Origin of the sequence: Ancylobacter defluvii, assembly GCF_018390605.1 — a bacterium.
Classification (GTDB): Bacteria; Pseudomonadota; Alphaproteobacteria; order Rhizobiales; family Xanthobacteraceae; genus Ancylobacter; species Ancylobacter defluvii.
Genome location: NZ_JAHBGD010000017.1, coordinates 266,111 through 292,431 on the forward strand (window position 1 = coordinate 266,111; position 26,321 = coordinate 292,431).

The following is a 26,321-nucleotide window of genomic DNA, read 5'->3' on the forward strand; positions in this document are numbered from 1 at the left end:
TCCTGGCAATCGCGATGATGGGGGTGTGGAGGTGGGAGGGCGGCGCTAGCCGCCCGCCCTCAAGGCCTCGGCCGTCGCCTTGGCTTCGTCGCGCAGCTTGTCGCGAAGGTCGGGATCAATGCCGATCTTGTTCCGGCGCTGCTTCTCCGGCGTCGAAGCCCAGAGTTGCGACATCGCGTCCGCGTCGGCGACCGTCGCAGCATTCCGAATGCGCCAGCGCCACTCGACCGCATAGGTCTCGGGTGTGGTGCCCTCCGGCGGCTGTGGATCGGCGTTCGCCCCCTTGGCCGCGACCTCCTGCTCGGCTTGCTCTGTGCCGGCATCCGAACCATCCTCGGTGGCGGATGCGCCATCCTCGGTAGCGGCGGTCTCGATTGCCTGATCCTCGTCGGCGCTCGCCCTTTCGGTCGCCGGCGCATGCTCGGCGGCGACGGCTTCCTTCGGATGCTCGCGCTCGTCCGAGCGGGTCTCGGCGAAATCCTCGGCCGGCTTATCCTTCGGCTTGGCACGCGGCTTCGGATCGGCCTTTTTCTCCGCGACCTTCTTCTGCTCGGGCTCGCCGAGTTCGGCCGCGATGTGCGCGCGATTAAACCCCTGAGCTCCCTCGACCGGCGCCGCGAGGCGCTCGGCGATCGTCACCGGCTCGGACCGGCGAGCGCGGATGTCCTCAACGAGGTCTTCCATCTCGTCGTCGGTATAGACGCCGAGCATGATTGCCGGCTGATGCGCGCGAGCCCACTCACGGGCGCCGCGATAGCGCAGCATCCGCTTGAAGTTGCCGGGCTTCCACGGCGAGCCGTCGCCGCTCGTCCGCCAGGTCCCGACGCTGCCATGAACTTCGACCACGCCGATGCCCGCCAGGCTGCCGGAGACGCGGACACCGAGGAGATCTCCCTCCCCCTCCGGTCCCACGATGCAGGCCTCGGTCTTCGGGTCCCACTTGCCGAACTCGTAGGAAAGCTGGACACCAAGCTTCGTATCGAGCGCGGCCGCGATCAGCTTGCCCTCGAACATCAGCCTGCCGCGAACGACCGAGGTGCACTGCGCGACCAAGAACGGATCGAACCCGAGGCGATCGGCATAGGAGACGACGAGGAAGCAGTTTGCGGCCACCACCTCGACGGGGAGGATCACCTTCTTCCGACGGTCGGTTTCGTCGGGGACGGTGTAGAGGCTCTCGGGGATCAGGCTGCACCGCGCCATCATCTGCGCGATCCTGCCCATGTGTTCGAACCGGGCGGAATCGTAGATCGCAACCGGATCCTGCACGACCGCATACTCGCGGCGGGACTTCTGTTCGACGAGCTCGCTCATCGCGCATCCCCCCGCGGCAGAACTCCGGCGGCGATATCCTCGTCGAGGCGTTTCCGTTCCCACTCGGGAACGTAATAGGTGTGCTCACCTTCATAGGCGGGCCATTCGCCGGTCTCGACGCAGCGCGCGAAGGTGTCGATCGCCTTACGGGCAAAGCATCGTCCGTAATAGATGGCCTGCGCATCGACCGGGACGATGGTCACGGCGTAGGGAGGCTCTTTCTCGACGAAGGCCAGGACGAACGACGTCATCTGGATGTCGAGCACCGCCTCCGCCGCCATCGAGATGACAGCACCCTGCACATTGTAGCCGTGCTTGCGGACGGCGAGATGCACCTCGTCGGGAGCGGCATCGCCCGTCGTCTTCAGATCGACGAACACGCCGTCGGCCGTCGGAATGACATCGGGGCGGCTACGGACCCAAACGCCGGTGCGGTCCTTGAAGATCAGCGACCGCTCGACCTCGCCCTGCAGCAGGCCGGCACCGATCAGCGGATGGTGTGCAAGGCTCTCAGCCATGCCCCGGATCGCGTCGATGTCGCTCGGAACCAACACCGTCTTGCCGGCGAGCTTCTGTTCGTCGCGCCACGCCTTGGCGGCGTTCGTCCGCCAGTCCGACCATTCTGCCGGCCGGATTGCATATTCCTTCCTGAAGCCGGCCTCGCCGAGCAGAAGGGTATGAGCGGCCCGACCGATGTTGAAGTGTTCCTTGTCGGGTGCCGACTTACGCTTCGGGTTAAGATAGGATTCCGCGAAGTAGTGTGCCGGCGACTGCTTGATAATCGTGCGCATGCCGCTTGACGAAAGGCCCGGGCCTTCCGTGCAATCACCATGATAGTGTTCGATCGGGATGGAATAGATTCCGTCGGCGCTGACCTTCTGGCCTGGCGCGACATGGGCGACCTCTGTCATTTCGACCTCGGCTTTGCTTTCGTCTGCTTTTTCGGCTTGGGAGAGGGAGCCGGCTGGAACCGGCGGGCGATCTCGCTGAGAGCGGGAACAGGCAGGCGAGCCGGTCCCGGCTTTGGAGCTTTGGGTTTGGGCATCGGGGCTCGCCTATCCGGCGGCGCTAACGCGGCCGTCCTCGATGACGACAGCGGTGGCTCGGCCGCTCTGAACCGTCTCGACCCAGACCTGGGCGTCCATCCGCTCGGCCATGTCGGCCAGAAGCGCGAAGCTGTCCGTGTCCAAACGCGAGCCGTCACGGACGCGGATGATCTTGAGCTTCGGGTTCATGGCGGCGGCGATCTGGATCGCGGCGCGGAGGCGCTCGGCATCGCTGCCTTGCTCGAAAGGCACACCGTTCAGCAGGACAATGCCGTCACCGAACTCGATGCCGTCGACCGGGATTTCCGCAGCCGCGATGGCGGCGCTCTTCTTCGCTTCGCGGTCCGCCATCGCCTCGGTGAGAGCGTCCGATTCATCCTTCAGCCGGTCGGCATCGGCAACCAGCCCGCGCTTGAGTTCCGCCCGGCGAGCGATGTCATTCGTTTCCTTGGCGTCGGCGATCCGATCGCGCAGGGCCGCCGTATCGATGAGATCGGGCAGTGGTTCCGCGCCGTCTCGCAGGACGTGGAGATCATGGAGCCGAGCTTGGAGCTGGGCGATCTCGTTCTCCACCGCTTCGCGTCGCGCCTTGCGGCGTTCGACGCCAGCATTGTGTTCCCCGGCTTCCTCGAGTTCGCGGATCAAGTCCGCTTCGTCGACTTCTTCGGGGATGAAGGCAGGCAGCTTGATCGCGTCGGCCTGGGCGCGGACCCGCTTCTCGTCCCGGTTGACGTCGGTGCGCTTGTCGTAGTCGGACTTGTTGAGCCTCGCGATGCCGGCGAAATCCACACCCGGCACAAAGGCTTTGAGGATCTCGAATTGTTCCGCAGGCTTGGCACGCTCGAAGTCGAGAGGATCGAAAGACAGCTTGCCGATAAGGCTGTCCAGAAGGGCTTGTGGGCTAGTGGCGCGGGTGCCTTCGGCATTCTCGACGATGAGACGGGTGGTGTATCCCTTCGCGTTACGGTCGCTGAGGGTGAACGTGCGAGTGACCTTGTATTCGCCAAGGTCAAGGAAGATCCGGGCTTCCTCGCAGCCTTCCCGGATCGGCTTCGGATCGACAGCACTCTCCCCGGCTAGAGCCCACCAGATTGCATCCAGCACCGAACTCTTGCCGTTACCGTTCTTTCCCGTCACCTCGACGATCGAACCATCGGGGTTGATCTCGACAACGGCAAGACGCTTCACGTTTTCAGCTTCGAACCTGACGATCTTCATTGTGCGGATTCCTGGCGGGAGCGATGCCGTGAACCGGCAGCCGCGGCGTTCGATGAGAAAAAGGGGGTACTTTCGATGTGCCACGGCTCGGCACCGTGCCCGGGAAAGCGGGCATAGCCGGCGCAATGAAATCCGCCGTCGACACACGGGAGGATCGGGCTTTGATCCCACACGGTTCCGCCATGAGCGGCGCGTTCATGGACAGCATCAAGGCCGGCGCTTGCTCCCACTTCGGTGTCAGCAGCGACCTCCCAAAGAACGCTCATGTCGTCCCGGGTAACCGTGTGCAGAATGTAGAGCGGCCGATCGGCCATCTGCGTCTTCTCCGAATGTGTGGAAAAGGACCCGCCGGCGCCGATGCGGGGGGATGGTCAGCGCCGGCGGGAATGCGCGGTGGAGGCCCCGCGCAATGGGGTGTTCAGGCAGCGGTGGCGATGAACTGACCGCGGCCGTGGTTCCGGCCGCCGCATGCGCATTCGCACTTCATGATGCGGCCGGTGGCGTTCTGACACCGGGCGTCACATGCGTGTCGGCTGGGAAGCCGCTTCATCTCGATCATGCGAGTGGCGCGAAGCTCGCGGCCGTCCTCGGTGAATCCGATGAACGACTGAGCCTTTGTCGAAACGCCACCGTCATGCCGGACGCGGAGAAGCTGGGTCGTTTCGCCATCCAGGTCGGCGAAGTATCGGTATTTGGCCATCAGCCACCTCCATGCTGTCGCCGGTCATCGGCATCGCATGAGTCGTAAGTTAATCGTATTTTTACGACCGTCAATCTGTGAATCGCAGATTTACGACTTTTCTGCAGCGCGACTTTTGGGGGCCTGCGACATCGCTGTGCGGCCTGAGGGACAGCGCGGGACAATTCGGGACATCCACTTTCATTGTCCCCGCCTCCAAGCCCCTGATTGCGTTGAGATCGTCGCGCCTCTCGCGCGGGCGCATCGCGCGTCCACGCGCGCGGGGTTCTTCCAGGAGCTTATAAATAGGATGACCGGTATAAGGGGGACGCCTTAAGGGCGTCCCTTAACTGTCCCTATGAACTTCCGGACATAGTGAACTGTCCGCGCGGGCCGGCGCGACCGCATGCCTGAAGGCTGGAAGCAAGGAATTCGTTAGGCTTGGCTTCCGAGGCCAGCAGCAACAGACACCGCTCACGCCCGAAAATGATTCGACATCCCATCCCGGTTCGGGAATCAATCTCGGCCTTAGCGCAGGGTGTCGTGTATGAGCCGATTTCCAGTACGTGCTGCCGTGGTTCTTTGTGAGGATTGCGGCCGGACCCGCATATGGTCAGCGGAAGAGGCAGGGCGCATTCTCGACCCGACGACAGGCCAACCGAAGCGCAGGATCTACTGCTCAAAGTGCCGCATCCTTGGCGGCGAAGGCTACAACGTGAAGGTTGAGTTGAAGCGTGGCGAGGCTTTAGCCCTCGCCACCCATCACGATCCGATGAACCGACTTAACTTTTGAAGCGGGGAATCGGAGCTCTTTAGGTGGATTGAACTGCTTTAATACGAGCTCTTTCTGATTTAGCGTCACGAATTCTTTGACGTATGCAGAAACCGTATCCTCGTCATCGCCGTAAATCTGCGCGGTGACGAAGTCGCCGCGCCGAACCGCGCGGTTGGGGTTCATGTAGACCACCTCATCTGCGTAGTACCGAGGCACCATGGAATCTCCGGCGACACGCGCGCCATAGGCGCCCTTGACGCCGCGCAGACTTGGCGGTGCAAGGACGTCCTGCAGGTGGTTGCCGTTCAGCACGAACTGACCGTCCTCCCCGCCGATCGCCTGGCCATACACAGGGATGGTGTGCGCGGAATCGAGTGTTACAGGACCTGCCAGCTGAGCATTTGCTGGAGAGTGGGGCGTCGGTAACGACGTTTCAGTTGGCATAGGGGTCGACTGCTCGGGGCCATCTTGCAGCGTGAAATCAACGTACGGCAGGGGTTCATCCGCATCTTCGGCCAACCCAATCTCGCCGGTCAAATAGAAGACACTGCAGTTTAAAGCCCGGGCTGCTTCATAAATGGCATGAAGCTTTAAACTTCTCTTCCGTCCCCGAATGAAATCGTCGAAGTACGTGCGAACATATGGCTTGCCATTTTCGTCAGTGGCATTTTTGGCCAACATGAACGGATTTGAGCCACGCATCTTGAGGATGCGGTCAAAATTGTCCCGAGCTACGAACAACTTGTCCATCGCCTGCCCTTGCCATCACGGTGACTGTGAAAATCGCACGCAGGAAAATACGACGCGAGTCGTAAATTAACGATTGACGGGCGAGGTTAATGAGATCTAAATCGTCGCATATTTACGACGATGGCGATCATGGAAATCGAAACCAAAGCCCACCTTCGTGCTCTTGCCGAAACGTACTCTGCCATTCGAAAGGCGAGCCTCACTTCGGTGATGAAAGAGGCTGCGAGCGACGGTTCCCTTCTGACCAATCTCGACCAGGGCAGGACGATCACCCTCCGCCGTGTCGACGAGATCCGGCAATGGTTTTCCGATCGCTGGCCTGACGACGTGCCGTGGCCAGATTCAAGCTGGCCACGCCCCGAACCGCGCGAATTGGCAGAGGGGAGTGCGGCATGAAATCGCTGACCGGGGGCAAGTCGGACTGGCTCATAGAGGTTAACCGAGCGCGCATGCAGGCTTGGATGCTGGGCGAGATTGAGATGGTTGATCTCGACGATCTAAGGCGCGACGTCATCATTCATTTCGTCAGCGAGCGGACGCAGAAGATCGCGGATGAATACTGTCGCGTCCCGCGCCAGCGTGTCCGCCGCATCTTGACCTCCAATGGTGTAGTTCTGTTCGACGCCGATGCAGGCGGTTTTCTGAACCCGCTTAGCAGTGACCGTGATCTCCTCACTGCGGAGCAGCGAGATTTCCTCGATCAGCGTTTGCATCAGCACGAGCAGTCCGATCTGAGCGCCGGCGCTGCGATTGAGGCGCTTCGGCAGATCATGAAAGACGCTCCCGACGCGAATGTCAGGATCGTAGTCTCTGTCGTTGGCCATGTCCCCATCCCCAAGTGCTCCGGCGAGACGCTACCGCGCGGCGCAATGACCGTGAAGCATACTCGGCCGCTACACAGCCAAGCCGAGAATATCATCGGCAAGTTTGGGGGCATCCGGGCCACGGCGAGGATGGCCGGCTTTCCGGTCACCACGGTGCAACGCTGGAAGGAATCCGGCCGCATCAATCCTGACTACAACGACCGGATCCTCGAGGCCGCGGCCGCCAACGGCATTGTCCTCACCGTCGAAGATGTCTCGACGGTGGACCCGTCGCATCCCCTTCTTGGCGCGCCTGTGGCCGATCCGGCGGAGCCCGTCGAGGTGGGCGTTCCGTAGCGAACTGCTTCTTCCGCCAAGTCGTCGTGGCCCCGGCCACTTCCTTCCACCGTCGAGGCCGGAAGTCGGCCCCGTTTACCCTGAGGACTGGCGATGGCCACTAACATCACAAATGCCGGCAACAAGCTCGACACCAAGATCGTCGAGCAGTTCTTGAAAGATTACGAGCGCCACGAAGGCGAGATCCGCTCGATCAAGGCCGAGAACGCCAAGCGGTGCCGCGAGGTGCAGGAGCGGCAGAAAAAGATCGTCGAGCTGGCGAAGGGCGCCGGCATGACCGCGAAGGCGTTCCTGACCGAGGTCAAGAACCGGGCCGATCTAGCGCGCATCGAGCGGCGCAAGGCCGAGCTAGAGGACAACGACAAGGATTCCTTCGAGGCTATTCAGGCCGCGCTGGGCCAATTGGCGGACACCCCGCTTGGTGCTGCGGCGATGACCGGCAACGTCACCAAGATAAACAAGCCCAAGCCCAGCGCACCGGCGCACTGATCGCGCCATGAACGCTCCGGTCTCCTACCGTCAGTTCCTCGAAGCCAAGATGAAGGTGGCGCCATCGACCGGCATTTCGGTGCCGATCGATGCCGTCAACCCGAGAAGGCGACCCGTCGCTATTCGATTTCCTCGTCGCTGGCGATCAGCCGGAGACGGCGGAGTGATGCGCGCGGCCTTCCTCTTCAAAGTATCTCCACGCGACAGAAGAGCAGGTCTCCGCTCGGAATGCAGCGGCATGAAGCCGATCGATAGCTTCTTCCGGGCGAGTTGCGCTTGGCGCCCCTGCCACAGCTTGGATAGCCAGTTGAAGTTCTTCGTCGGTTATTATGCAAGCTCGAAGCGCGGAAATGATTTCGTAAGGTGTCACAGAAAAAGTGATCTCGACGTCCTTCCCGATTGGCGCAAGAGGGGGAAGTCCCACAAGCTCCATGAGCGTCAGGTCGAGCCGGGAATAATCCTCCCGCGAGACCTCGCTATTCACCATCATCGGCAGCGTGTCTTCATAAAACCTTTCGGACGTCTGCTTCAGTTGCCAGACATAGCATCTCTGCAATTGGGCGGCATGGTGACGCTGCCGAACTTCCGCCGATCGACTTTCGTTGATCTGCCGCTGAACACCAAGCCAGGCGACCGCTGCAGCCACCAGCGTCATCAAGCCGCCGGAAAATCCACCCCAAAAACCCAGCCAAGCAGCCCGGTCATCCTTCGCAGCTGTCCATTTGACCGGATCGTCGCAAAGCGTAGCCAGCAGGCTGGCCCCCAAGAACACGCCCAACACAACTCCGACGCCGATCAAGGCGCCGGCACTGTTTCGCTTTGGTTTCCACATACCGCGAGGCTGCACGGTCGCCCTCAGGTTGTCGAGAGGTACGCAGCATGAGCGACGTCGAAATCCGCCACTTCCACATATGCTGCGGCCTCGGCGGCGGCGCCAAGGGGTTCAACCGTGGCCGCGCGCGCGTCGGCATGATGAACGCACGCTTCCGCTGCATCGGCGGCATTGACAACGATGCGGCTGCGATCCGGGATTTCACCCGCGCTGCCGGCGTCCAGGGCACGGTGCTCGATATCTTCAGCCGCGAGCAATATATTGCCTTCCACGGTCATGAGCCGCCGGCGGGATGGTGCGAAGCGACGACCGATGATTATCGCCGCGCCGCGCATGGCGAGCGGCCGCACATCGTGTTCGCCTCTTTTCCCTGCAAGGGCTTCTCCGGACTGCTGTCGGAGACCAAGAGCCTCACCACGAAATACACGGCGCTGAACAGCCTCAGCTTCCGCGGGCTCTGGCTGGCGCTGGAGACTTGGAAGGATGATCCGCCCGAGTTCTTCATCTTCGAGAACGTGCCGCGCATCGCCACGCGCGGCCGGCACTTCGTCGACCAGCTGATCGCGCTGCTGCGCAGCTATGGCTATGTCGTCGCCGAAACGACGCACGATTGCGGCGTCATCGGCGGCCTCGGGCAGAGCCGCAAGCGCTTCCTCATGGTAGCGCGGCACGCGGCGAAGGTGCCGCCCTTCCTCTATGAGCCGCCGAAACGCCGGCTGCGCGGCGTCGGCGAAATCCTCGAAAAGCTGCCGCTGCCCGGCGATGAGGATCGCGGCGGCCCGATGCATCGCATCCCGTCGCTCCAGTGGAAGACGTGGGTGCGTCTCGCCTTCGTCGAGGCCGGCTCGGACTGGCGGTCGCTGAACCGGCTGGCCATCGCCGACGGCGTGCTGCGCGACTATGGCATCGCGCCCGACACCGGATGGCGTGACGGCACGCTGGGCGTCCTGCCCTGGGCTGCCCCCGCCGGCACGATCACCGCCCAAGCGGAGGCCACCACCGGCCGGTTCAATGTCGCGGATCCTCGGGTGGAATCGTCCCGCGAGGGAACAGGCCATCTAGGGGTCAACGATTGGAACGGGCCCAGCGGCACTGTCACCGCCAACGGCCGGCCCGGTGCCGGCGCTTTCTCGGTGGCCGATCCTCGCGTCGATGGCCACGCCCGCTCCGTTCAGCTCGGTGTGAAGACATGGGGGGATCCGACCGGAGTGGTTGTCGGGGACATGTCCGTCGGAAAAGGCCCCTATGCCGTTTCCGATCCGCGGTTGGAAGGCACACCGCGGTTCAACAACACCTTCCGCATCGTCGGCTTCGGTGATCACTCGCCCGCCGTCGCCGGCCCGGGTGGCCCGGCCGGCGGGCTGGCCGTGGCGGATCCGCGGCCATCCGACCGCGACGACTACAAGCAGACGAAATACCGCGTCACCCGCATGGATGAGGCATCGGGTGTCGTCATCAGCGCGTCGACGACCGGCAACGGTGCCTTCGCCGTGGCCGACCCGCGCGCCGGCTGGCCGAACGCTGCGCACCAGAACAAGATGGCCGTGCAGGACTGGGACGATCCGTCGAAAGCGGTCATCGGCTCGGATCGCGTCGGCTCGGGTGCCCTTTGCGTCGCAGACCCACGACCCGGCTTCGGTCCGGCGACGCACCACAATATCCTGCAGGTCCACCACTGGGACGAGACAGGGAAGACGGTCACGGGCGGCACGCACCCGAGCGGCGGCGCGCTCAGTGTCGCCGATCCCCGGCCGGCGGCGCTCAGCCGCGAGGATCGCACCGAGTACCTGACCGGCGGACATTACGGCGTCACCGGCTGGGACCAGTCCAGCGGCGCGGTGCCGGCCTTCGCCAAGAACAACAACGGCAACTGGTCCGTCGCCGATCCGCGCGACCCGGAAGCTGCCCTTGCGGCTATCGAGGCATTGCCGGCACCGAACACCAACCTCGTGGCGATCATCCGCGCGCTCGATGGGACTTGGCACAGGCCGTTCACAACGCTCGAACTCGCTGCCCTTCAGAGCCTCGTCGATCCCGAGATGTTGTTCACGCTCGAAGGTAGGTCCGATTCCGCGTGGCGCGAGCGCATCGGCAACGCGGTGCCGCCTGATGCCGCCGCTGCCATCGCTTCGGTGATGGGCCGTACGCTGCTGCTCGCCTGGGCGGGCGAGAGCTTCATGCTCTCCGCCGATCCGATCTGGGTACAACCGCTGACCGTCGCTCTGTCCGTCGACATTCCGGAATTGGAGGAGAGGATATGACACCTCTCGCATATCGAATTGTGAAAGAACTGACGCTTCCGGTGAAGGATCGGGCATTCGTCGACTATTGTAATTTACTGCCTCATATGAGCGATGCTCACTGTTTTGAGGTAAGTGAAATTGTGAACTTGGCGGCCGAAACGCTTTGTCGAGACGAACTAAAATTTAAAGCGTGCGCTGAGCAGTCGTCTTTCTTGCCCGCTCCTCGAACGTGGATCGAATGGCGAGTACCGCAGACAAGTAATCGTTTGGGCTTTCTTCTCGAAGAGAATGGAAGGCACGCCATTGTCTGGTGTGCCGCATGGACTGACGAAGGGGTCGCTTCTTTTCCCTGGCGTTTTTCGGTCTTCTTGATCGGCTCTGAGGATCTGATGGCGATGAGCCACGATCCGGCGCCACCTGCGCAGTCGGATGCCATGCGGCGGCACTCGACGCTTCTCACGGCGTTTCTTGCCTTCATCAATACGCCCCGCATCATCGGCCGCCGGCAGCACATGCCCCATCGTAGCCTTGAGCGGAAGCTGGTCGCGCAGCGTGCGGTTGTCGGCAAATTCCCGCTCCACGCGTGGACGGAAATCAAGCTCCACGTCACGCCGCCAGAGGACCTGTCTGACGAGCTGTCGCATGAGGCTCACCTAACCGGCGAGCGAGCACTGCACTTTTGCCGGGCGCACCTGAGGATCCGCCTCGGCAAGCTGGAAGTCGTGCGCGGGCATTGGCGCGGCGACGCGGCCCTCGGCATCCGCAGATCGAGGTACGTGCTCCAGGGACCCGAGCGTAGCGGAGCGCGGCTGTGAGCCACCTCGCCCTTGTCCCGCTGTCCCTCGACGAAGCGAATGCGTTCGTCGATCAGCATCATCGTCACAATGACCCTGTTGTCGGCCACATGTGGTCAACCGGTGCCGAGTTGGACGGATGCCTCGTCGGCGTGTCCATCGTCGGCCGGCCAGTGGCGCGTCACCTCGATAATGGGCTCACGGTCGAGATCCTGCGCGTCGCCACCGATGGCACCCGCAACGCGGTGTCGTTTCTGAATGGCGCCGCGTGCCGCGCAGCCTTTGCGCGCGGCTTCCGCAAGGTTGTGACCTACACGCTCGCCAGCGAGGGCGGCGCGTCACTGCGCGGAGCCGGGTTCCGCGTCGTGGGCGAGGTGAAAGGCCGCCACTGGAACACGCCGTCGCGTCCGCGCGAGGAAGGCCCGCTGTTTGACAAGCTACGCTGGGAGCAAGCCATATGACCGTCCTCGCCCTCGACCTCAGCACCAACACAGGCTGGGCGGCCGGCGATCCGGCCGGTACGCCGCGCTTCGGCACGCACACCCTGCCTAGCACCGGCGATGATGTCGGCCGCTATCTCGCCAAGCATCGGGAGTGGCTGACCGCTTTCATCCAGGTCGAGCGACCCCAGTTCGTCGTCTATGAGGCGCCGATCCTGCCGGCGCAGACGACGAAGGCGACGGCGATCAAGCTGATGAGCCTCGCCGGGCTGACCGAACTGATCTGCCGCGACCTCGAAGTCCGCTGCTTCGAGGCACACCTGCAGTCGATCAAGAAGTTCTTGGCGGGTTCCGGCCGCGCCACCAAGCCGGACATGATCGCAGCGGCGCGACGCTACGGCTTCGACGTCCGCAACGACAACGAGGCCGATGCCATCGGCATCTGGGGCCATGCGGTGATGCACCGGTTCCCCGGCCGCTGCACGTTGTTCAGCATGGGACAGTTGGGTGCGGGAGGGCTGCCGCGTTGACGACTGCGCCCGTCATCACCGGCATGACTGCCGCCGAGCGCGCCGCATCCTCTGCGGTGGTGGAAGCGCGCGAGGCCGTCGGAAAGATGAAGCTCGCCGATCTGGCCGAGCTTGCGGCGGAGTTCGCCTTCGAGATCGAGGGCACGCAACGCGCCCTTATCGAAGGTGGCTTCCGATCGACACCGGCAGCATGCCAGATCCGGCGCGCTGCCGGTCTGTGGCAGGTCTCGGACATCTTCGCTGAGATCATCAAGCTCGATCCCACCGAACAGGCGAAGAAGGACCGAGGCGAGACCGTCGAGGGATGGCGGGAGAAGGAATTCCGCACCTGCTTCAAGCGATTGCTGAAGGGGCGATGATGTCGCGCAGCTGGCCCCGTCATCGTCTCGTTCACCTCGGCTATCTCGCCGGCATCGGCTGCACGGGGCCGCAGATTACGGCTGCGCTCGGCCTCGCCCGCGTGCAGGCGGTGTCAAACACGCTCCGCCGTTACGGGGTGAAGCTGCACCGCCGCCGCGACGGCCGTCTCGTCCAGGCTGTGGCGTTCTCGCGGCGCGCCCTCGATGTGATCGACGAGGCGGCGGCGCAGCGCGGCATATCGCGGGACGAGATGATTCAGAAGGTCATCGAAGTATTCGGCGCCGAAGAAAGTAGCGAAGACGCCCTCGACCTCATCGCCAACCTGCTGGATGACGGAGGTGAGCAGTGAGCGCGTTATACGCCACCGAGGCGCAACTTTGCGCCGAGTTCATCGATGCGATCGGCGCCGACTGGACGGCTTATGCCGAAACCTATGGCTGGGACATCCTACTCGTCCGCAAAGCCGACGGCTTCCAGATCGGTATCCAGGCGAAGCTGAGCCTCAATGCGAAGGTGCTGACGCAGGCAGTCGAGACCTACGCTTGGTCCGAGATGCCGGCCCCGGATTGCCGGGCATTGCTGGTGCCGAAGGGCTATACCCGAGATCTCGAACCGATCACCGCCTATATCGGGCTGACCATCATCCGGTTGATGCCACGGGAAGAACGGTCGCGCTATCACGCCTTCCGGCCTGACCTGCCGACGATCGAGCGTTGGTTTCGAGACGAATGGCACGAATGGGCGCCGTCCCAGCGATGCCCGCTCCCCGAATACGTGCCGGATGTCCCGGCCGGCGCCTCGGCGCCGCTGCAGTTGACGAACTGGAAGATCTCGGCGCTGAAGCTGGCGGCGCTTCTGGAGCGCCGCGGCTTTCTCCTCAGGTCAGACTTCAAGCATCTCCGGATCGACCATCGTCGTTGGACCGCACCGGGCACCGGCTGGCTTCGGCAACGGCAAGACGAGCAATGGGGCACCACGGCGCCCCGATACATCCCGGGCCCGCATCTCCCCGATTTCAAGGCCCAGCACCCTCGCGTCTATGCCGAGATCGTCGCCGATATCGCGAAGTGGGGCCCGGCTGACATCGAGGCGCCCGCATCATGATGTCGATCCAGCAATCCGCGTCGGGATGGGTGTGGGGCGACCTGCGCCCACTCTCCTATGACGTGATCATGATCGACCCGCCATGGAAGTTCGCCAACTATTCATCGGCCGGCGAAAAGAAGAACCCGAGCTCACAGTATAGGTGCCTGCCGATTGCCGACATCAAAGCATTTCCGGTCGGCATGCTGGCCCGCGCCGATTGTCTTCTCTGGATGTGGGCCACCAATCCCATGCTGCCGCAGGCGATTGAGGTCCTCGGAGCGTGGGGGTTCAAGTTCGTCACCGCCGGGACGTGGGTGAAAACGACGAAGCACGGCAAGCTCGCATTCGGCACCGGCTATGTCCTGCGCTCGGCAAACGAGCCCTTCCTCATTGGGTCGGTCGGCTCGCCACTCACCGCGAACAATATCCGCAGCGTGATCATGGCCCCGCTCCGCGAGAACTCTCGAAAGCCTGACGAAGCTTACGAGACGGCCGAGAAACTGGTCCCAGGCGCGCTACGGCGCGCCGACATCTTCAGCCGGGAGGATCGTCCGGGGTGGGAAGCCTTCGGTGACGAAGCCGGCAAGTTCAACGGGGTGTAGCAGTGCAAGACAGTGGCGATCTCGCTTCCCTGATGGTCGATGTTGCGACCGTCATCTGGGGTGCGCCGCGCAAGGGCGCGACGAAGACCGAGATCCGTTTCGGCGAAGGCAGGACCGTGAACCCGGAAAAGGGAACGTGGTTCATTCACGGCGCGTCGCCTGGAGAAGGCGAAGGCGGCGGCGTGCTGGCGCTCATCGAACGCGAGGTAAAGCTGAAGGGCAAGGAAGCCTTTTCCTGGCTGAAAGACAAAGGGTTCCACGTCGAGGATCGCCGTGCCGGCGCCGCCGGAGGCGGGCAGCGCCGTGACCAGCCCCGCGATGAAGGTGAGCTCGGCCGGAAGACGGTGGTGTCGTTGTGGGACTATGTCGACGAGAACGGCGACCTGCTGTTCCAGACGCTGCGATATCAATTCAAGATGCCGGACGGCAGCTGGCGGCTCGGGAAGGACGGCAAGGTCGACAAGACCTATGGTCAGCGCCGGAAGGCACGGCCGGAAGACAACGCTCTCGACGAATGGGTTTATAGCGTCAAGGGCGAGCGCCTCGTCCCCTACAGGCTCCCGGACATCATGGAGGCGCTGGCCGACGAGCGGCCGGTGTTCATCGTCGAGGGCGAGAAGGCGGCTGATCGACTGTGGGAGGTTGGAATACCCGCCACCACCAATCCCATGGGTGCCGGGAAATGGCCGGAGGAGTTCGCCCCGATCTTCCGCAATGCGGACCTGATCATCCTTCCCGACAATGATGAACCCGGTCGGAAGCACCGCGATCTTGTCGGCAGCCGGCTGAAAGACGTCGCCGGCCGCTGCCGCGTGCTCAACCTCCCGGGTTTGCCTGAGAAGGGCGATTCCTGGGATTGGCAGGAAGCCGGCGGCACGGCCGACGCGCTCTATCGCCTTGTCGACATGCAGGCTCGGCCTTGGGCGCCGGGCCTCGATCCGTTCCGGTCAAGGTTCGGTGCCACCACATGGGCCGACGTGTTCAAGCCGCGCAAGGCGTACCAGTGGCTGATCAAGGGCATCCTCCCATGGCGAGAGGCGATCTTGATCTATGGCGCACCGCAGACCGGCAAGAGCTTCGAGACGCAGAACATGGCGCTGCATATTGCGCGCGGGCTGCCCTTCCACGGGCGCAAGGTGCGCAAGGCGGGCGTCGTCTACTGCGCGTTTGAGGGCGGCAAGGGATTTCTGAACCGCCAGCACGCATATGCGATGGAGCATGGGCTCGGCGAGGCCGACGACATCAACATGGTGGTGCTGACGCGGCGCGCCGATCTGTTCTCCTCTGATGTCGACTGCGACGCGCTGATCGAGGAAATCAAGCACTTCGCCACCACGTTTGCAGATGGCCTCGGGCTCGTCGTGCTCGATACCTGGAGCGCGGCGACGCCGGGCGCCAACGAGAACGAGAGCGGCGATGTCTCCAAGATCCGCGCGCGGGTTTGGAAGATCATGGAGCATTGCCAGTGCACGGTTCTCGTGGTGCACCACAAGCCGAAGAACGGCGGATCACCGCGCGGCCACGGCTCGCTGACCGGCGACTTCGAGACCACCATCGACATCGACTGGAAATTCGCGCCGAAGGCCAATCCGAAAGCGCCAGAGGAGAAGATCTACGATGTCGACAAGCGGCCGATCCGCCGCGCCGAGGTCACCAAACAGCGTGAGGGCGAGCAGGGGATCACGTGGGATTTCGTGCTGCACCAAGTGCAGACCGGGACCGACGACGACGGCGATGCCATCACATCGTGCGTCGTCGCCAGGCCCAACGAGGCACCTGTCGAGGCCGGCGACCCGGATGCGGTGAAAGGCGTCGGCACCAACGAGGGAGAGAAGCTGTTTCTGCGGGCTCTGCGCCGTGCATTGCTGTCCTCGGGCGAGCGGCCGGATCCTGCGCTCGGCCTCCCCATCGATGTCGACCTCATCGTCGACTATGCGAAGGTCAAGGACGAATACGCCAAGCTATCGCCGCATGACGAGGCGGACCCGAAGAAACGGGCAGAAGCGATTAAGAAGGCGCTGCAGCGCGCCCGCACCAGCCTCACCAACAAGGGCGTCTTCTGCGCCGATAATCCATTCTGCTGGTGGACCGGCAAGAAGGTGCGCGGCTTCTCGATGAACCCGCCACGGCCGCAGCCGACCGAACCGACGGATGATGAGCTCGATGCTGAAGTTCCGTTCTAGGGACATCGGGCGGCATTCAGCCCTTTCCGTCCGAAGGGCAATTAATTGCAATGCGGTAGCGGCGGCATGCCGCGACGGGGCGTCCCCCGATGTCCCGCGTTGTCCCGTCATTGTCCCGTACTGCGCATTGAGTGTTGACCCATGGCGATAGCGATCATTCCCCGGCTTCCTGAGCCGAAATCGACCGAGAAAAAGCCGCGTCAGCGGCGCTCGAAAGAGGAGATCGTCGCCGCCAAGGCAGACGCGCAGCGGCGGCGCGAGGATCGTGCCGTTCGCGCGGCGCAGAAGGCTCAGGACGAGGCTATCAGAGCGGCCCAGCGCAAGCTGGTCGAAGATGCCCGCACGGAGCGCGTGCGCGCCGCGCGCGAGATCGCCCTCCGCGACGCTGATCGCGCCATTGAGCGGATCGCCTCGCGGGCACCGTCGACCTCGGCTCGATGGGATGAGGAGCGCAAGCAGGAGCGAAAGCGGATGCGCGCCAAGGCGAAAGAGCTTCGCCAGCGCCATAGCATCGCGCGGTCCGAACCGGCCATCGTCCGGGAAGAACGGGAATGGCTGGCGGCCAACGCACGTCCCGCTATCGACCTCCCGGAAGAGGGGGAACCGGCGATCCCCGGCATGATCGGTTTTGTCGAGGACATCCGTCGCCCTGTGCAGCCAGTCGTCGACGAGGTGCCAGCGGCGTGGAACGCCGGCTGGGTCATGAAGCGCATCCTCGATGCGTATCGCACCTTGCTCATGCTGCCCGGTGCGACCCGGCCGGCGGGCTTCGGCAGGGCTTGGCCGGCATATCTCACCGAATTCGCGGATGAGGTCGGCCGCAATGCCACCGGCGCAGGCCGCACCACGAAGGTGATCCATGTCGCCACCGTCGAAGAGATCGAGCGCATGGACATCGTGTTCGCGTGGCCATTGCTCCATTTCAAAGGCGCCGACCGCGAGTGCCGCGCTCTGTTCCAGTGGGCGAGCCGCAAGGTGGTGAACGGCGATCAGCGGGAGCTCGCCACGTCGTTCGGGATGCCGCCCTCGACATTCCGGCGCTTCCGGCTCGCTGCTGCGGAGACGCTCGGTCACCGCCTCAATGCTGCTGGCCATCGACCGTTCTGATTCGTCGCCGGCACCGTTGGTGCCGACGGTCGCGGGCGATTTGTTCCATGCCCGGTGCCGCCGCTAAAGCCGCATTCCATGTTGGGGGAGTCGTCGGGCAATCGGTGGAGTCCTCGACTTGCGGTGTGAGCGCTCATCGGGCCTTCTCTCAGGCGTCACGCCGGGATTGCATCTGGTCGAGCTGAGCGAGCCACCGGAGGAATGCGCCAGCTTGGGAGACGATCAAAACGGCAAGTCCCAGCGGAGGCTGCGCGGGCTCTTCCGTGCCAGGTTCGTGACGATAAAAATGGCATCCATCGATCCATTCGCGGAATGAAGACAATTGCTTCTGCGATACATTGATCGCCGGCCTCTGGGCAGCAAAAAGTTGGTCTACAAGGGGCTTTAAATACTTGTTCACCTCGGTTCCATTGAGCTGGCTGGCCGACGGGAACATAAGGCGGAAAGTACATTCGGCTGCGAAAAACGCCGACCTTATAGCTCCCTTGCCATCAGGGGGGACGGCATCAAGACATAGCATCGCATTCTCGTAGGACTGGAGAGCAGAGGCATATCTTGATGCTGCAAGAGACGATATCACTGATATTCGGCTATGCTCGAATTCACTATCCACACTAAAATGGACGCCGCCTTTATCATCGACTCGATATCGAACATTTTCCTCTGAAAATATTCGCCTCACGTTATTAATGAAGGCTAATTTCCTATGATCTCCATTCACATCATCCCATCTTCCGATGTCGTTATAATATATCGTGACTATATCGAGAACATCTCTAAGCTCGATACTCGCCATAAATGACGGAAAGTCGGATTGGTAGCCAAAAGAAATGATACCAAGTTCCGATTTTATAATTTCCTTGAGCGATCCCAAGCCGCCCAAATCGATAATGAGGGCAGCTATTCTCCGCCGCATCCTTTGACTGTCAGGAAGCAGCTCCGGAGATCGCAAATAGGATAGGGAAAATCTGCTTCCAATGGTCGAATCGGTCAAGGTTTGCCCCCCGAGATAGTCTTTCAATCAAGTAGCACTTTCTTGTTCGCTCTTTCTAGGCCGGCCGGACTTGCGCGGCCGCCAATGAGCCTCGATCAGTAACGGATCGCGTTGGGCCGCTCGGCATGCCATGCCGATAGCGGGCGGGATCGCCGCCCCGGCCTTGTACGCGTTCCAGCTGCTCACCGAGATGTTGAAGAAGTCGGCAATCTCGCTGTTCGACATCCTGACCGCCTTCTGCCAGGCAGCGGCATCCTCGCTGGTGAACGGCTTCTGTTCCTCGGCCAGCTTCCAGAGGTGATAGGCATCGATCGCGATATCGCCGTCATCATCCCATGCGACTGCCGAGTTGTATTCGATCGGCTTGACGCACGCGAAAGCGACCCAGTTCGTCAGGCTAGCCAGAGCTTCGCCTCCGGTGGCGATCCAGCCAGTCAGGTCGACACGGCTCACCGGCATGTTCTGAATGAGTGTGGCGATGTCGCTGTGGCCCGTCCCGGCAACCGTAACTTCGGGCTTCCATTCCAGTTTGAGCGTCGCCGGCTTCTCCGCCTCGACGGACTTGATGCGGGGCATAAAGGTGGTCATGTCGCGGGCCCTCCTCAGAGCGGGAAACGGGGGTTGGTGCGGTTCCATTCGGCGATGATCGCCACCTTGTTCTGCCGAGCCCATTCGAGAGCGGGGCGGCCGGCCTTGGGCAGGATGCCGACGATGACGGTCATGGTGTCGATCTCTACGGCGGCTTCAAAGTCGGGGGCAATGATGTGGAAGTGCGGGGGAAGGTGATCGCCGCCCCAGATGCGGATGATGACGTTGCCGATCTGGTGAACCTTGCCCATGCCCGCCCCCTCAGTTGATGGAATAAACATACTCCAAATTCTGGATAGCGTCAATATACCTATCCGAATTTCGGATGATATTTATGGGCAAAGATGGCACGACTGAAGACTGGAGCGGCCCGCTTCAAGATAGTGGACCGCAGGGTAGCGGTGCCCAAGGTGAAGCAGGTCGATGCCCACTACGAGACCCCAGAGCACCGGGCATGGGCGAAGGCGGTGGTTGCGCGCGCCGGCGGCCGTTGCCAGTGGGAGGGCTGCACGAGGGCGGCGCCCGCCCACCGGATGATCGCTGACCACATCGTCGAGATCAAAGACGGCGGTGCCAAGCTCGACCTCGCCAATGGGCAGTGCCTCTGCGTCCAGCACAACACGCTGAAGGGGACGCAGGCCAGAGCGGCGAGGATGGCCCGCCGCTCAAAGGCATAGACCAACGTCAGCGGCCCGGGGGTGCCAACGCTACCGCATCGAGGACATGATCGCCGTGCTGCGAACTGTAGTGCCTCAGCACACTCCATCCCTCCGCCTCAAGCCGGTCGAGCTCATCCTCCTGCTCATGCTGGCTCAGACAGCGGCTGGTGATTAGGGCCCATACCGCATCGGCCCCGTTGATGTCGAAGACGCGGGTGTAATCCGCGATGTCTGTATTCCCGTCAGCGTCGCTCATGGCGACCTCCCTATGATTGAGGATGCCTGATCAGGAATGACGGCACGTCCGTGGTCAACGGGGGGCACCCCCGCGTGGCCCATCGGGTGATCCGGGTCATGCCCACGACCGCCCGCGCCCTGCCCTGCCCTGCCCTGCCCTGCCCCCAGGGGGGGTTAGATCCCTGCCGCCCCCCGGGGCCATCACCGCATGGGGTCTCATTTGGAGGTTTTTTTCCGAGGCCGCTGCCCACACCACAGCGGTCGATTTATTCCCGTCCGCAAAAGGGGACGGTGAAACCCCGCCGCTTGAGGCGGGGGCTGGAGCGTTGCAGCGCCCCAAACCGCGAGCTTGCACCTCGCATGACCCAGAACCGGCCGATTCCGGCCATCCCGCCACCGCGCACGCGGCGGGTCATTTTCGGTTCCAGTCATGCACGAAAGCTTAAAGGTCGCCTGGCGGGCGATTGACGACGTCCGTCCCTACGAGGGCAATCCTCGCATCATCCCCGAGACGGCCGTCGCCAAGGTGGCCGCCTCGATAAGAGAATTCGGCTGGCGCCAGCCGATCGTCATCGATCCCGATGGCGTCATCGTCGCCGGTCACACTCGCTACCGCGCTGCGCTGTCGTTGGGCCTGAAGCGCGTGCCCGTTCACGTCGCCGAAGGAATGACGCCGACGCAACTGCGGGCGTTCCGCCTCGCTGACAACCGGACCCATGATGAGACGCGTTGGAACCCCGACGCCCTGGACATGGAACTTGCCGGGCTCGCAGGTGATTTCGACCTGTCGTTGGCCGGGTTCGATCCGATCGAACTGCCGAGCGGTGGCATCGACATCACGCCGATCGCGGAATCGGAGGTGAAACCCCTCGACGCCAGAGATAGGGTGTCATGCCCGAACTGCGGGCACGAGTTCGAGCCATGACGTTGCGGCTCGACTGGGTCGGTCATGACGCCGCGCTATATGCGTGTCGTCACTGGCACTATTCGCGAGCCGTCCCAGCGGGGCGGCTGATCGTCGTCGGCGTTTGGGAGAATGATCGCTTCATCGGCGTGGTCATTTTCAGTCGAGGCGCGACGCCGAGCATCGGCATGCCGTACCGGCTTGACCAGCGGTCGATATGCGAGCTCACCCGCGTGGCGCTCGATCGGCACCAAGCTGCCGTCAGTCGCATCCTGTCGATTGCGCTACGCATGCTGCGGCGGCGCTGTCCGGGCATCCGGATGGTGATCTCCTATGCGGCCGGCGAACAGGGGCATCACGGCGGCATCTATCAGGCCGGCGGATGGATCTACGAGGGCCCGATGGAAAGCCACGGGTTCATCGTCAAGGGTGTGTTCCAGCATGCCCGCTCGATCGGCAGCCGCTACGGCACGGGATCGCAGCGGCTCAGCTGGCTGCAGGCGAACGTCGATCCGACGGCCCGAAAGGTCGTCGGGCTGGTGCGGCACAAATATCTGATGCCGCTAGACGAAACGATGCGGCGCCAGGTGGCGCCGCTATCGAAACAGTATCCCAAGCGCGCGAAGCAGGCGACGGACGAGCACCCCTCGTCCGGCGGCGGGGCAGCACCGACCCGCGCGCTCCAGTAACGGTGATGAATGCCGGCCTCCAAAGAGAAGTCACCCGGCGCCCCGACGCGCAGGGCGCGCAAGCCGACGGCAACGCCGCTGAAGGCGGCCCGCGGAAGGCCGACATTCAAGCCGACGGACGAAAACCGGAAGATGGTCGAGGCGATGGCCGCATACGGCGTCCGCGAGGACGAGATTGCGGACATCATGGACATCGATCCGAAGACGCTGCGGAAGCACTTTCGCCGCGAACTTGACCTCGGCCACATCAAGGCGAACGTCAAGGTGGCCGAAAGTTTGTACCAGACAGCGATTAAGGGCGGGCGCGAAGGCGTCACCGCCGCAATCTTCTGGCTGAAAACCCGTGCCGGCTGGTCGGAATACATGTCGCCACCGGCGCCGCCGCCGCGTCCTCCGAAGGAAGCGAAGATCGGGAAGAAAGAGGCTGCCCTGCAGGCCGCTCGCAACCCGGACAAGTCTACCTCGATGGGTGAACTGATGGCCCGCCGCGTCGCCGGCAAGGTGCACTGAAATGTGGGACCTGTCGTGCCCGGACTGGCAGGACAGGATCCGCGAGGGCCGGTCGCTCGTTCCTGACCTCCCCCTCTTTCACGAGGAGGCGAACCTAGCAGTGCAGTTCTTCGACAATCTCCGGATCCCGGATGTCGAAGGCATGCCGCTGATGCGGGATGCGTGCGGAGAGTGGTTCCGCGAAATCGTCGCAGTGCTGTTCGGCTCCTATGACCCGGTAGCAAAGCAGCGGTACATTCAGGAAATCTTTGCGCTTATCGCAAAGAAGAACTCTAAGACCACATATGGCGCCGGGCTCATGCTCACGGCGTTGTTGATGAACACGCGGCCGCGCGCCGAATTTCTATTCGTAGGGCCAACGCAGGCAATTGCAGACCTCGCCTTCAGCCAAGCCGCCGGCATGATCGAAGCGGACCCCGAGCTTTTGCGGCGATTCCACATTCGGGAGCACCTGAAGGAGATCAAGGATCGCCTGAACGGTGCCAAGCTGAAGATCAAGACGTTCGACCTCAAGATCCTGACGGGCCCGCGCCCGGCCGGTGTGATGATCGATGAACTCCACCTTCTCGGCGGTGATCAGTACGCGCCGAAGGTATTGCGCCAGCTGCGCGGTGGACGGCAGTCGACGCCGGAAGGGTTCCTCATCATCACCACCACCCAGTCGGATAGCCCACCAACGGGAGCATTCGAGGAAGAACTGAAAACGGCCCGCGCGATCCGCGACGGCAAGGTTCGAGGGAAGATGCTCCCGATCCTATACGAGTTCCCGGACGATATCGCCGGCAACCCGAAGCTCTGGAGAGATACTCGAAACTGGCCGATGGTCATGCCCAACCTCGGGCGGTCCTTGCGGCTCGATGACCTCGCAGATGACTGGGAGACCGAGCAGAGCAAGGGCGAGCACGCCATCCGTGTCTGGGCCTCGCAGCATCTCAATATCCAAATCGGTCTTGGACTGAGGGGCGATTCCTGGGCCGGCGCTGAATTCTGGGAGGCGGCTGCCGACGCGTCCATCACACTCGACGAGGTGCTGAGGCGGTCAGAGGTCGTTGTCATCGGTATCGACGGCGGTGGTCTAGACGACCTTCTTGGGCTCTGCGTGCTGGGGCGCTGCGCCACGACCAAGAAGTGGCTGTGCTGGTTTCATGCCTGGGCGCATGAGATCGCGCTCGATCGGCGCAAGTCCGAGGCCGGCCGGCTCCGCACCTTCGAAAAGCAAGGCGACCTGACGATGGTCAAACGGCCTGGCGACGACGTCGATGAGGTCGTCGTCATCATCCGGCGCGTCGAGGAAACCGGCCTGCTGGCGGAAGAGAGCGCCGTGGCCGTCGATTCCGTGGGCATCGGCGATATCGTTGATGCCGTGACGACCGAGGACATCATCTCGATCGACCGGATCGAAGGTATCTCGCAGGGCTGGAAGCTGAACGGCGCCATCAAGACCACGGAACGGAAGATCGCAGGCGGTGATCTGCTCCATGCCGGCCGCCCCCTAATGGCATTCTGCGTTTCCAACGCGAAGATCGTGCCGAAAGGCAATGCCGTTTCGATCGATAAGGCAGTGTCCGGCACCGCGAAAATCGATCCGCTCATGGCGCTGTTCAACGCCGTTTACGTCATGGCGTCGAACCCCGAGCCGGCTTTCAGCCAGCTGCCCGACGACTTCGAGATCAGGGTCATCTGACATGGAAGATGAACGTCTTCACAGCGACCGCGCGTCGGTGATGGACGCCGTGCGCCTCGGGCTCGCCGCGGTCGGCACCGCGCTCATAGGGTACGGCGCCTGGCTGCATTATCCGCCGCTCGGCTTCGTCGCCGCCGGCATCCTGATCTACGCCGTCGCGCTGATCGGCGCGCTGAGGTCGCGCGCATGAAGCTCTTTTCCGGGTTACTCGGCGCGCCGCGCGCTGATGCGGCCGTCGAGCCGTCGGGCACGTCGATGCCGGAAGCGTGGCTCACCGACCTTTTCGGTGGTGTCGTCACCGCGACCGGTCTCCGCGTGACCGTGCGTGACGCGCTTACGGTCCCCGGCATCGCCGCCTGCATTCAGGTCCTGTCCGAGGACATCGCGAAGGTGCCCTTCGTGCTCAACCGTAAAGGCGCGGGCGCCACCCGCAAGCCTGCCGTCGAGCATCCCCTCTACACGCTGCTGGCGTCCCGGCCGGCGCCCTGGCTGTCGAGCTTCGACTGGCGGCGGTCAATGGTGCACACCGCGTTGTCGCGCGGCAACGGCCACTCCCGCATCCATCGCGACGATGAGGGTCGCGTTCTCCGGCTCGGGCTCATCCAACCCGGTCGCGTCACCACGCGATGGACCGATGAGGGAGAGCCGTTCTACGACCTCACCGCCGCGCAGGGACCCATGCGTCAGGGGCTGTCATTCCAGGATGTGCTCCACCTCGCCTATCGTGGATCGAACGACTTCGCCGAGAACGGCGGTATCATCGGTGTCTCGCCGATCCAGCAGCACCGTGAGGCAATCGCGCTGGCCATCGCCGCCGAGCGCTTCGCAGCCCGCTTCTTTGCCAACGGCGCCCGTCCGAGCATCGCCATCGAGATGGAGAAGAAGCTGCCCAATGATGCGGTGGCGAAACGCCTCCGGGCACAGATCGAAGGTGCCTATTCGGGCATGGATAACGCCTTCCGGGTCGCCATTCTCGAGCTCGGGATGAAGCTGAAGGAGTTCAGCTACAACAACCGTGACAGCCAGCTGATCGAGGTGCGCAAGGAACAGGCCGTGCAGTGCTGCACCATGTTCGGGGTGCCGCCGCACAAGATCGGCATCCTCGACCGCGCGACGAACAACAATATCGAGCACCAGGGCATCGACTATGTGACCGGGCCGGTGTCGTCGCTGGCCCGCGCAGTCGAAAGTGCGGTGCGGATCTCCTGCCTGACCGCAGATGAGGATGAGGAATTCGAGCCGGAACTCGACCTCGACGACCTGCAGCGCGGCGACATCCTGTCCCGGTATCGCTCCTATGCGATCGGCCGCCAGTGGGGCTGGCTGAACGCGGATGAGATCCGCGAGTGGGAGAGCATGAACCCGCTGCCGGATGGCGCCGGCAAGACCTACCTCACGCCGCTCAACATGGTTCCGGCGGGCGAGGATCCGATGAAGGACGATGCCGCCAAACCGGCCGCACCGCCCGCGAACAATCCCGATGGAGACCAGGCATGATCCGCGCCCTGCACGCGCTCACGGCGGAGCCGTGGGCCATCCGCCCCGACTATTTGCACTTTATGGCCGGTGTCGCCGGCATGGATCGCGAAGCGCGCGCTGCCAACGCAGAGAGCGAGGGAGAGACCTGGCGCAAGCGCGACCTTGCCGCCATCATCGGCGCGTTCGCTGGCCCGACGGTGCGCCGGATGGACGGTGCCCGCTACGCCATGGTCACCGACGCCGGCATCGCCATCCTTCCGGTGTTTGGGCCGATTTTCCCGCGCGCCAATGTCATGACCGAGTACAGCGGCGGCACGTCGGTCGCGATGCTGCAGAACGACTATCGATTGGCGGTAGCAGCAGCGGACATCCATGCCGTCATGCTGCTGATCGACAGTCCCGGCGGTGCGGTGTCGGGCATCAACGCCTTCGCCGACCTCGTCTACCAGGGGCGAAGCAGCAAGTTCACGCTGGCCCATGTTTCCGGCACCGCCGCCTCGGCTGCGTACTGGATCGGCGCGTCCGCCAGCGAGTTCGTCACCGAAAAGACCGGCATCCTCGGCTCGATCGGCGTTGTCGCCGCCATCCCGAAGCAAGTCGAGCCCGACGGGTCCGGCGAGGTGGTCATCGAGGTGGTGTCCTCGAACGCCCCGAACAAGCGGCCGGATCCGACGACCGATGAAGGCCTCGGCGAGATCCGCACCATGCTCGATGCGCTCGAGGCGCAGTTCATCGCCGACGTCGCCCGGGCGCGCGGGGTCACCGCGACCAAGGTCAAGGAAGAATTCGGCGCCGGCGGCGTCAAGATCGGACCGCAGGCAGTCGCGGCCGGCATGGCCGACAAGGTGCAGAGCTACGACGCCAGCTATCGACAGTTGGCTCGCCTGGCGTCGAACCGCAAGCGCGCTGCCGCGCTGAAATAGAGATTCCCGGCTGGAAGGCACGGGTTGGTTGGGCGCCGCGAGGCGC

Annotated in this window: 32 protein-coding genes; 21 read left to right on the top strand and 11 right to left on the bottom strand. The window is 63.3% G+C overall.

Going from position 1 to position 26,321, the window contains the following annotated elements; translation table 11 throughout:
• Positions 1-45 precede the first annotated feature (45 nt).
• The 6 genes from KHC24_RS13000 to KHC24_RS13025 form a co-directional block, all read right to left on the bottom strand.
• Entirely contained in the window at positions 46-1,314 is a 1,269-nt protein-coding gene (locus KHC24_RS13000; RefSeq protein ID WP_213363683.1) for a hypothetical protein, read from the bottom strand.
• Complete coding sequence (locus KHC24_RS13005) at positions 1,311-2,225, bottom strand: PD-(D/E)XK nuclease-like domain-containing protein (protein WP_213363684.1); 915 nt, start codon at positions 2,223-2,225, stop codon at positions 1,311-1,313. Before KHC24_RS13005 ends, KHC24_RS13000 begins: the two co-directional genes overlap by 4 nt.
• 144 nt (positions 2,226-2,369) lie before the next feature.
• Positions 2,370-3,578: an AAA family ATPase gene (locus tag KHC24_RS13010; RefSeq protein ID WP_213363685.1), complete on the bottom strand. Its 1,209-nt coding sequence runs from the start codon at positions 3,576-3,578 to the stop codon at positions 2,370-2,372.
• Positions 3,575-3,892: a hypothetical protein gene (locus KHC24_RS13015; protein WP_213363686.1), complete on the bottom strand. Its 318-nt coding sequence runs from the start codon at positions 3,890-3,892 to the stop codon at positions 3,575-3,577. The genes KHC24_RS13010 and KHC24_RS13015 overlap by 4 nt, the downstream gene beginning before the upstream one ends.
• 104 nt (positions 3,893-3,996) lie before the next feature.
• Positions 3,997-4,278 carry a hypothetical protein gene (locus KHC24_RS13020; RefSeq protein WP_213363687.1) on the bottom strand — a complete coding sequence of 94 codons (282 nt, stop codon included), beginning with the start codon at positions 4,276-4,278 and terminating at the stop codon, positions 3,997-3,999.
• A 724-nt stretch (positions 4,279-5,002) separates the two neighbouring features.
• Positions 5,003-5,782 (bottom strand): S24 family peptidase, encoded by a 780-nt coding sequence (locus tag KHC24_RS13025; RefSeq protein WP_213363688.1) that lies wholly within the window; start codon positions 5,780-5,782, stop codon positions 5,003-5,005.
• 129 nt (positions 5,783-5,911) lie between these two features.
• Here KHC24_RS13025 and KHC24_RS13030 point away from each other — a divergent pair, with 129 nt between their 5' ends.
• From KHC24_RS13030 to KHC24_RS13040, 3 genes are all read left to right on the top strand, one after another.
• A complete protein-coding gene (locus KHC24_RS13030; RefSeq protein ID WP_213363689.1) occupies positions 5,912-6,178 on the top strand; it encodes a hypothetical protein in 267 nt (88 codons plus the stop codon).
• Entirely contained in the window at positions 6,175-6,942 is a 768-nt protein-coding gene (locus KHC24_RS13035) for a carph-isopro domain-containing protein (protein WP_213363690.1), read from the top strand. The genes KHC24_RS13030 and KHC24_RS13035 overlap by 4 nt, the downstream gene beginning before the upstream one ends.
• Before the next feature lie 93 nt (positions 6,943-7,035).
• On the top strand, positions 7,036-7,431 hold the full coding sequence (locus tag KHC24_RS13040) for a hypothetical protein (protein WP_213363691.1): 396 nt from the start codon (positions 7,036-7,038) through the stop codon (positions 7,429-7,431).
• A gap of 145 nt (positions 7,432-7,576) precedes the next feature.
• Here KHC24_RS13040 and KHC24_RS13045 read toward each other — a convergent pair whose 3' ends face one another.
• Positions 7,577-8,263, bottom strand: coding sequence for a hypothetical protein (locus tag KHC24_RS13045; protein WP_213363692.1), 687 nt, complete (start codon positions 8,261-8,263; stop codon positions 7,577-7,579).
• A 47-nt stretch (positions 8,264-8,310) separates the two neighbouring features.
• Here KHC24_RS13045 and KHC24_RS13050 point away from each other — a divergent pair, with 47 nt between their 5' ends.
• From KHC24_RS13050 to KHC24_RS13095, 10 genes are all read left to right on the top strand, one after another.
• A complete protein-coding gene (locus tag KHC24_RS13050; RefSeq protein WP_213363693.1) occupies positions 8,311-10,524 on the top strand; it encodes a DNA cytosine methyltransferase in 2,214 nt (737 codons plus the stop codon).
• Positions 10,521-11,321, top strand: a complete 801-nt coding sequence (locus tag KHC24_RS13055) for a hypothetical protein (protein WP_213363694.1) — start codon at positions 10,521-10,523, stop codon at positions 11,319-11,321. The genes KHC24_RS13050 and KHC24_RS13055 overlap by 4 nt, the downstream gene beginning before the upstream one ends.
• Positions 11,318-11,761 (top strand): XF1762 family protein, encoded by a 444-nt coding sequence (locus KHC24_RS13060; RefSeq protein WP_271180678.1) that lies wholly within the window; start codon positions 11,318-11,320, stop codon positions 11,759-11,761. Before KHC24_RS13055 ends, KHC24_RS13060 begins: the two co-directional genes overlap by 4 nt.
• Entirely contained in the window at positions 11,758-12,270 is a 513-nt protein-coding gene (locus KHC24_RS13065) for a hypothetical protein (RefSeq protein WP_213363695.1), read from the top strand. Before KHC24_RS13060 ends, KHC24_RS13065 begins: the two co-directional genes overlap by 4 nt.
• The gene (locus KHC24_RS13070; protein ID WP_213363696.1) at positions 12,267-12,629 is read left to right on the top strand and encodes a hypothetical protein; all 363 of its coding nucleotides are present in this window, start codon (positions 12,267-12,269) and stop codon (positions 12,627-12,629) included. Before KHC24_RS13065 ends, KHC24_RS13070 begins: the two co-directional genes overlap by 4 nt.
• Positions 12,626-12,979: a hypothetical protein gene (locus KHC24_RS13075; protein ID WP_213363697.1), complete on the top strand. Its 354-nt coding sequence runs from the start codon at positions 12,626-12,628 to the stop codon at positions 12,977-12,979. The genes KHC24_RS13070 and KHC24_RS13075 overlap by 4 nt, the downstream gene beginning before the upstream one ends.
• Complete coding sequence (locus KHC24_RS13080) at positions 12,976-13,734, top strand: hypothetical protein (RefSeq protein WP_213363698.1); 759 nt, start codon at positions 12,976-12,978, stop codon at positions 13,732-13,734. Before KHC24_RS13075 ends, KHC24_RS13080 begins: the two co-directional genes overlap by 4 nt.
• On the top strand, positions 13,731-14,318 hold the full coding sequence (locus KHC24_RS13085) for an MT-A70 family methyltransferase (RefSeq protein ID WP_246546866.1): 588 nt from the start codon (positions 13,731-13,733) through the stop codon (positions 14,316-14,318). The genes KHC24_RS13080 and KHC24_RS13085 overlap by 4 nt, the downstream gene beginning before the upstream one ends.
• A gap of 32 nt (positions 14,319-14,350) precedes the next feature.
• On the top strand, positions 14,351-16,501 hold the full coding sequence (locus KHC24_RS13090; RefSeq protein ID WP_213363699.1) for an AAA family ATPase: 2,151 nt from the start codon (positions 14,351-14,353) through the stop codon (positions 16,499-16,501).
• Positions 16,502-16,642: 141 nt separating this feature from the next.
• Positions 16,643-17,608, top strand: a complete 966-nt coding sequence (locus KHC24_RS13095; protein WP_213363700.1) for a hypothetical protein — start codon at positions 16,643-16,645, stop codon at positions 17,606-17,608.
• Positions 17,609-17,756: 148 nt separating this feature from the next.
• Here the strand turns inward: KHC24_RS13095 and KHC24_RS13100 are convergent, their stop codons facing one another.
• From KHC24_RS13100 to KHC24_RS13110, 3 genes are read right to left on the bottom strand one after another with little or no spacing between them, the layout of a single operon-like run.
• Entirely contained in the window at positions 17,757-18,602 is an 846-nt protein-coding gene (locus tag KHC24_RS13100; protein WP_213363701.1) for a hypothetical protein, read from the bottom strand.
• Between the two features lie 27 nt (positions 18,603-18,629).
• Entirely contained in the window at positions 18,630-19,190 is a 561-nt protein-coding gene (locus KHC24_RS13105) for a hypothetical protein (RefSeq protein WP_213363702.1), read from the bottom strand.
• Positions 19,191-19,204: 14 nt separating this feature from the next.
• Positions 19,205-19,441, bottom strand: coding sequence for a DUF4160 domain-containing protein (locus KHC24_RS13110; RefSeq protein ID WP_213363703.1), 237 nt, complete (start codon positions 19,439-19,441; stop codon positions 19,205-19,207).
• Between the two features lie 159 nt (positions 19,442-19,600).
• Here KHC24_RS13110 and KHC24_RS13115 point away from each other — a divergent pair, with 159 nt between their 5' ends.
• Positions 19,601-19,867: an HNH endonuclease signature motif containing protein gene (locus tag KHC24_RS13115; protein WP_271180680.1), complete on the top strand. Its 267-nt coding sequence runs from the start codon at positions 19,601-19,603 to the stop codon at positions 19,865-19,867.
• A 7-nt stretch (positions 19,868-19,874) separates the two neighbouring features.
• On the opposite strand, the gene KHC24_RS13120 is transcribed toward KHC24_RS13115, so the two are convergent.
• Positions 19,875-20,105: a hypothetical protein gene (locus tag KHC24_RS13120; RefSeq protein ID WP_213363705.1), complete on the bottom strand. Its 231-nt coding sequence runs from the start codon at positions 20,103-20,105 to the stop codon at positions 19,875-19,877.
• 411 nt (positions 20,106-20,516) lie between these two features.
• On the opposite strand from KHC24_RS13120, the gene KHC24_RS13125 reads away from it, so the two are divergent.
• Genes KHC24_RS13125 through KHC24_RS13155 form a run of 7 tightly spaced genes read left to right on the top strand, consistent with a single transcriptional unit; the run spans position 20,517 to position 26,275 of the window.
• A complete protein-coding gene (locus KHC24_RS13125; protein ID WP_213363706.1) occupies positions 20,517-21,011 on the top strand; it encodes a ParB N-terminal domain-containing protein in 495 nt (164 codons plus the stop codon).
• Entirely contained in the window at positions 21,008-21,679 is a 672-nt protein-coding gene (locus KHC24_RS13130; protein ID WP_213363707.1) for a Mom family adenine methylcarbamoylation protein, read from the top strand. The genes KHC24_RS13125 and KHC24_RS13130 overlap by 4 nt, the downstream gene beginning before the upstream one ends.
• 9 nt (positions 21,680-21,688) lie before the next feature.
• A complete protein-coding gene (locus tag KHC24_RS13135) occupies positions 21,689-22,189 on the top strand; it encodes a hypothetical protein (RefSeq protein ID WP_213363708.1) in 501 nt (166 codons plus the stop codon).
• A 1-nt stretch (position 22,190) separates the two neighbouring features.
• Complete coding sequence (locus tag KHC24_RS13140; protein WP_213363709.1) at positions 22,191-23,873, top strand: terminase large subunit; 1,683 nt, start codon at positions 22,191-22,193, stop codon at positions 23,871-23,873.
• Position 23,874: 1 nt separating this feature from the next.
• The gene (locus KHC24_RS13145; RefSeq protein ID WP_213363710.1) at positions 23,875-24,063 is read left to right on the top strand and encodes a hypothetical protein; all 189 of its coding nucleotides are present in this window, start codon (positions 23,875-23,877) and stop codon (positions 24,061-24,063) included.
• The gene (locus tag KHC24_RS13150) at positions 24,060-25,370 is read left to right on the top strand and encodes a phage portal protein (protein WP_213363711.1); all 1,311 of its coding nucleotides are present in this window, start codon (positions 24,060-24,062) and stop codon (positions 25,368-25,370) included. The genes KHC24_RS13145 and KHC24_RS13150 overlap by 4 nt, the downstream gene beginning before the upstream one ends.
• A complete protein-coding gene (locus tag KHC24_RS13155) occupies positions 25,367-26,275 on the top strand; it encodes a S49 family peptidase (protein WP_213363712.1) in 909 nt (302 codons plus the stop codon). The genes KHC24_RS13150 and KHC24_RS13155 overlap by 4 nt, the downstream gene beginning before the upstream one ends.
• Positions 26,276-26,321 lie beyond the last annotated feature (46 nt).

What these genes read in the sequence shown, in the direction of transcription:
- KHC24_RS13000 (WP_213363683.1), bottom strand. Translation starts at nt 1,314, where the DNA reads ATGAGCGAGCTCGTCGAACAGAAGTCCCGCCGCGAGTATGCGGTCGTG.
- KHC24_RS13005 (WP_213363684.1), bottom strand. Translation starts at nt 2,225, where the DNA reads ATGACAGAGGTCGCCCATGTCGCGCCAGGCCAGAAGGTCAGCGCCGAC.
- KHC24_RS13010 (WP_213363685.1), bottom strand. Translation starts at nt 3,578, where the DNA reads ATGAAGATCGTCAGGTTCGAAGCTGAAAACGTGAAGCGTCTTGCCGTT.
- KHC24_RS13015 (WP_213363686.1), bottom strand. Translation starts at nt 3,892, where the DNA reads ATGGCCGATCGGCCGCTCTACATTCTGCACACGGTTACCCGGGACGAC.
- KHC24_RS13020 (WP_213363687.1), bottom strand. Translation starts at nt 4,278, where the DNA reads ATGGCCAAATACCGATACTTCGCCGACCTGGATGGCGAAACGACCCAG.
- KHC24_RS13025 (WP_213363688.1), bottom strand. Translation starts at nt 5,782, where the DNA reads ATGGACAAGTTGTTCGTAGCTCGGGACAATTTTGACCGCATCCTCAAG.
- KHC24_RS13030 (WP_213363689.1), top strand. Translation starts at nt 5,912, where the DNA reads ATGGAAATCGAAACCAAAGCCCACCTTCGTGCTCTTGCCGAAACGTAC.
- KHC24_RS13035 (WP_213363690.1), top strand. Translation starts at nt 6,175, where the DNA reads ATGAAATCGCTGACCGGGGGCAAGTCGGACTGGCTCATAGAGGTTAAC.
- KHC24_RS13040 (WP_213363691.1), top strand. Translation starts at nt 7,036, where the DNA reads ATGGCCACTAACATCACAAATGCCGGCAACAAGCTCGACACCAAGATC.
- KHC24_RS13045 (WP_213363692.1), bottom strand. Translation starts at nt 8,263, where the DNA reads ATGTGGAAACCAAAGCGAAACAGTGCCGGCGCCTTGATCGGCGTCGGA.
- KHC24_RS13050 (WP_213363693.1), top strand. Translation starts at nt 8,311, where the DNA reads ATGAGCGACGTCGAAATCCGCCACTTCCACATATGCTGCGGCCTCGGC.
- KHC24_RS13055 (WP_213363694.1), top strand. Translation starts at nt 10,521, where the DNA reads ATGACACCTCTCGCATATCGAATTGTGAAAGAACTGACGCTTCCGGTG.
- KHC24_RS13065 (WP_213363695.1), top strand. Translation starts at nt 11,758, where the DNA reads ATGACCGTCCTCGCCCTCGACCTCAGCACCAACACAGGCTGGGCGGCC.
- KHC24_RS13075 (WP_213363697.1), top strand. Translation starts at nt 12,626, where the DNA reads ATGATGTCGCGCAGCTGGCCCCGTCATCGTCTCGTTCACCTCGGCTAT.
- KHC24_RS13085 (WP_246546866.1), top strand. Translation starts at nt 13,731, where the DNA reads ATGATGTCGATCCAGCAATCCGCGTCGGGATGGGTGTGGGGCGACCTG.
- KHC24_RS13090 (WP_213363699.1), top strand. Translation starts at nt 14,351, where the DNA reads ATGGTCGATGTTGCGACCGTCATCTGGGGTGCGCCGCGCAAGGGCGCG.
- KHC24_RS13095 (WP_213363700.1), top strand. Translation starts at nt 16,643, where the DNA reads ATGGCGATAGCGATCATTCCCCGGCTTCCTGAGCCGAAATCGACCGAG.
- KHC24_RS13105 (WP_213363702.1), bottom strand. Translation starts at nt 19,190, where the DNA reads ATGACCACCTTTATGCCCCGCATCAAGTCCGTCGAGGCGGAGAAGCCG.
- KHC24_RS13110 (WP_213363703.1), bottom strand. Translation starts at nt 19,441, where the DNA reads ATGGGCAAGGTTCACCAGATCGGCAACGTCATCATCCGCATCTGGGGC.
- KHC24_RS13120 (WP_213363705.1), bottom strand. Translation starts at nt 20,105, where the DNA reads ATGAGCGACGCTGACGGGAATACAGACATCGCGGATTACACCCGCGTC.
- KHC24_RS13125 (WP_213363706.1), top strand. Translation starts at nt 20,517, where the DNA reads ATGCACGAAAGCTTAAAGGTCGCCTGGCGGGCGATTGACGACGTCCGT.
- KHC24_RS13130 (WP_213363707.1), top strand. Translation starts at nt 21,008, where the DNA reads ATGACGTTGCGGCTCGACTGGGTCGGTCATGACGCCGCGCTATATGCG.
- KHC24_RS13135 (WP_213363708.1), top strand. Translation starts at nt 21,689, where the DNA reads ATGCCGGCCTCCAAAGAGAAGTCACCCGGCGCCCCGACGCGCAGGGCG.
- KHC24_RS13140 (WP_213363709.1), top strand. Translation starts at nt 22,191, where the DNA reads ATGTGGGACCTGTCGTGCCCGGACTGGCAGGACAGGATCCGCGAGGGC.
- KHC24_RS13145 (WP_213363710.1), top strand. Translation starts at nt 23,875, where the DNA reads ATGGAAGATGAACGTCTTCACAGCGACCGCGCGTCGGTGATGGACGCC.
- KHC24_RS13150 (WP_213363711.1), top strand. Translation starts at nt 24,060, where the DNA reads ATGAAGCTCTTTTCCGGGTTACTCGGCGCGCCGCGCGCTGATGCGGCC.
- KHC24_RS13155 (WP_213363712.1), top strand. Translation starts at nt 25,367, where the DNA reads ATGATCCGCGCCCTGCACGCGCTCACGGCGGAGCCGTGGGCCATCCGC.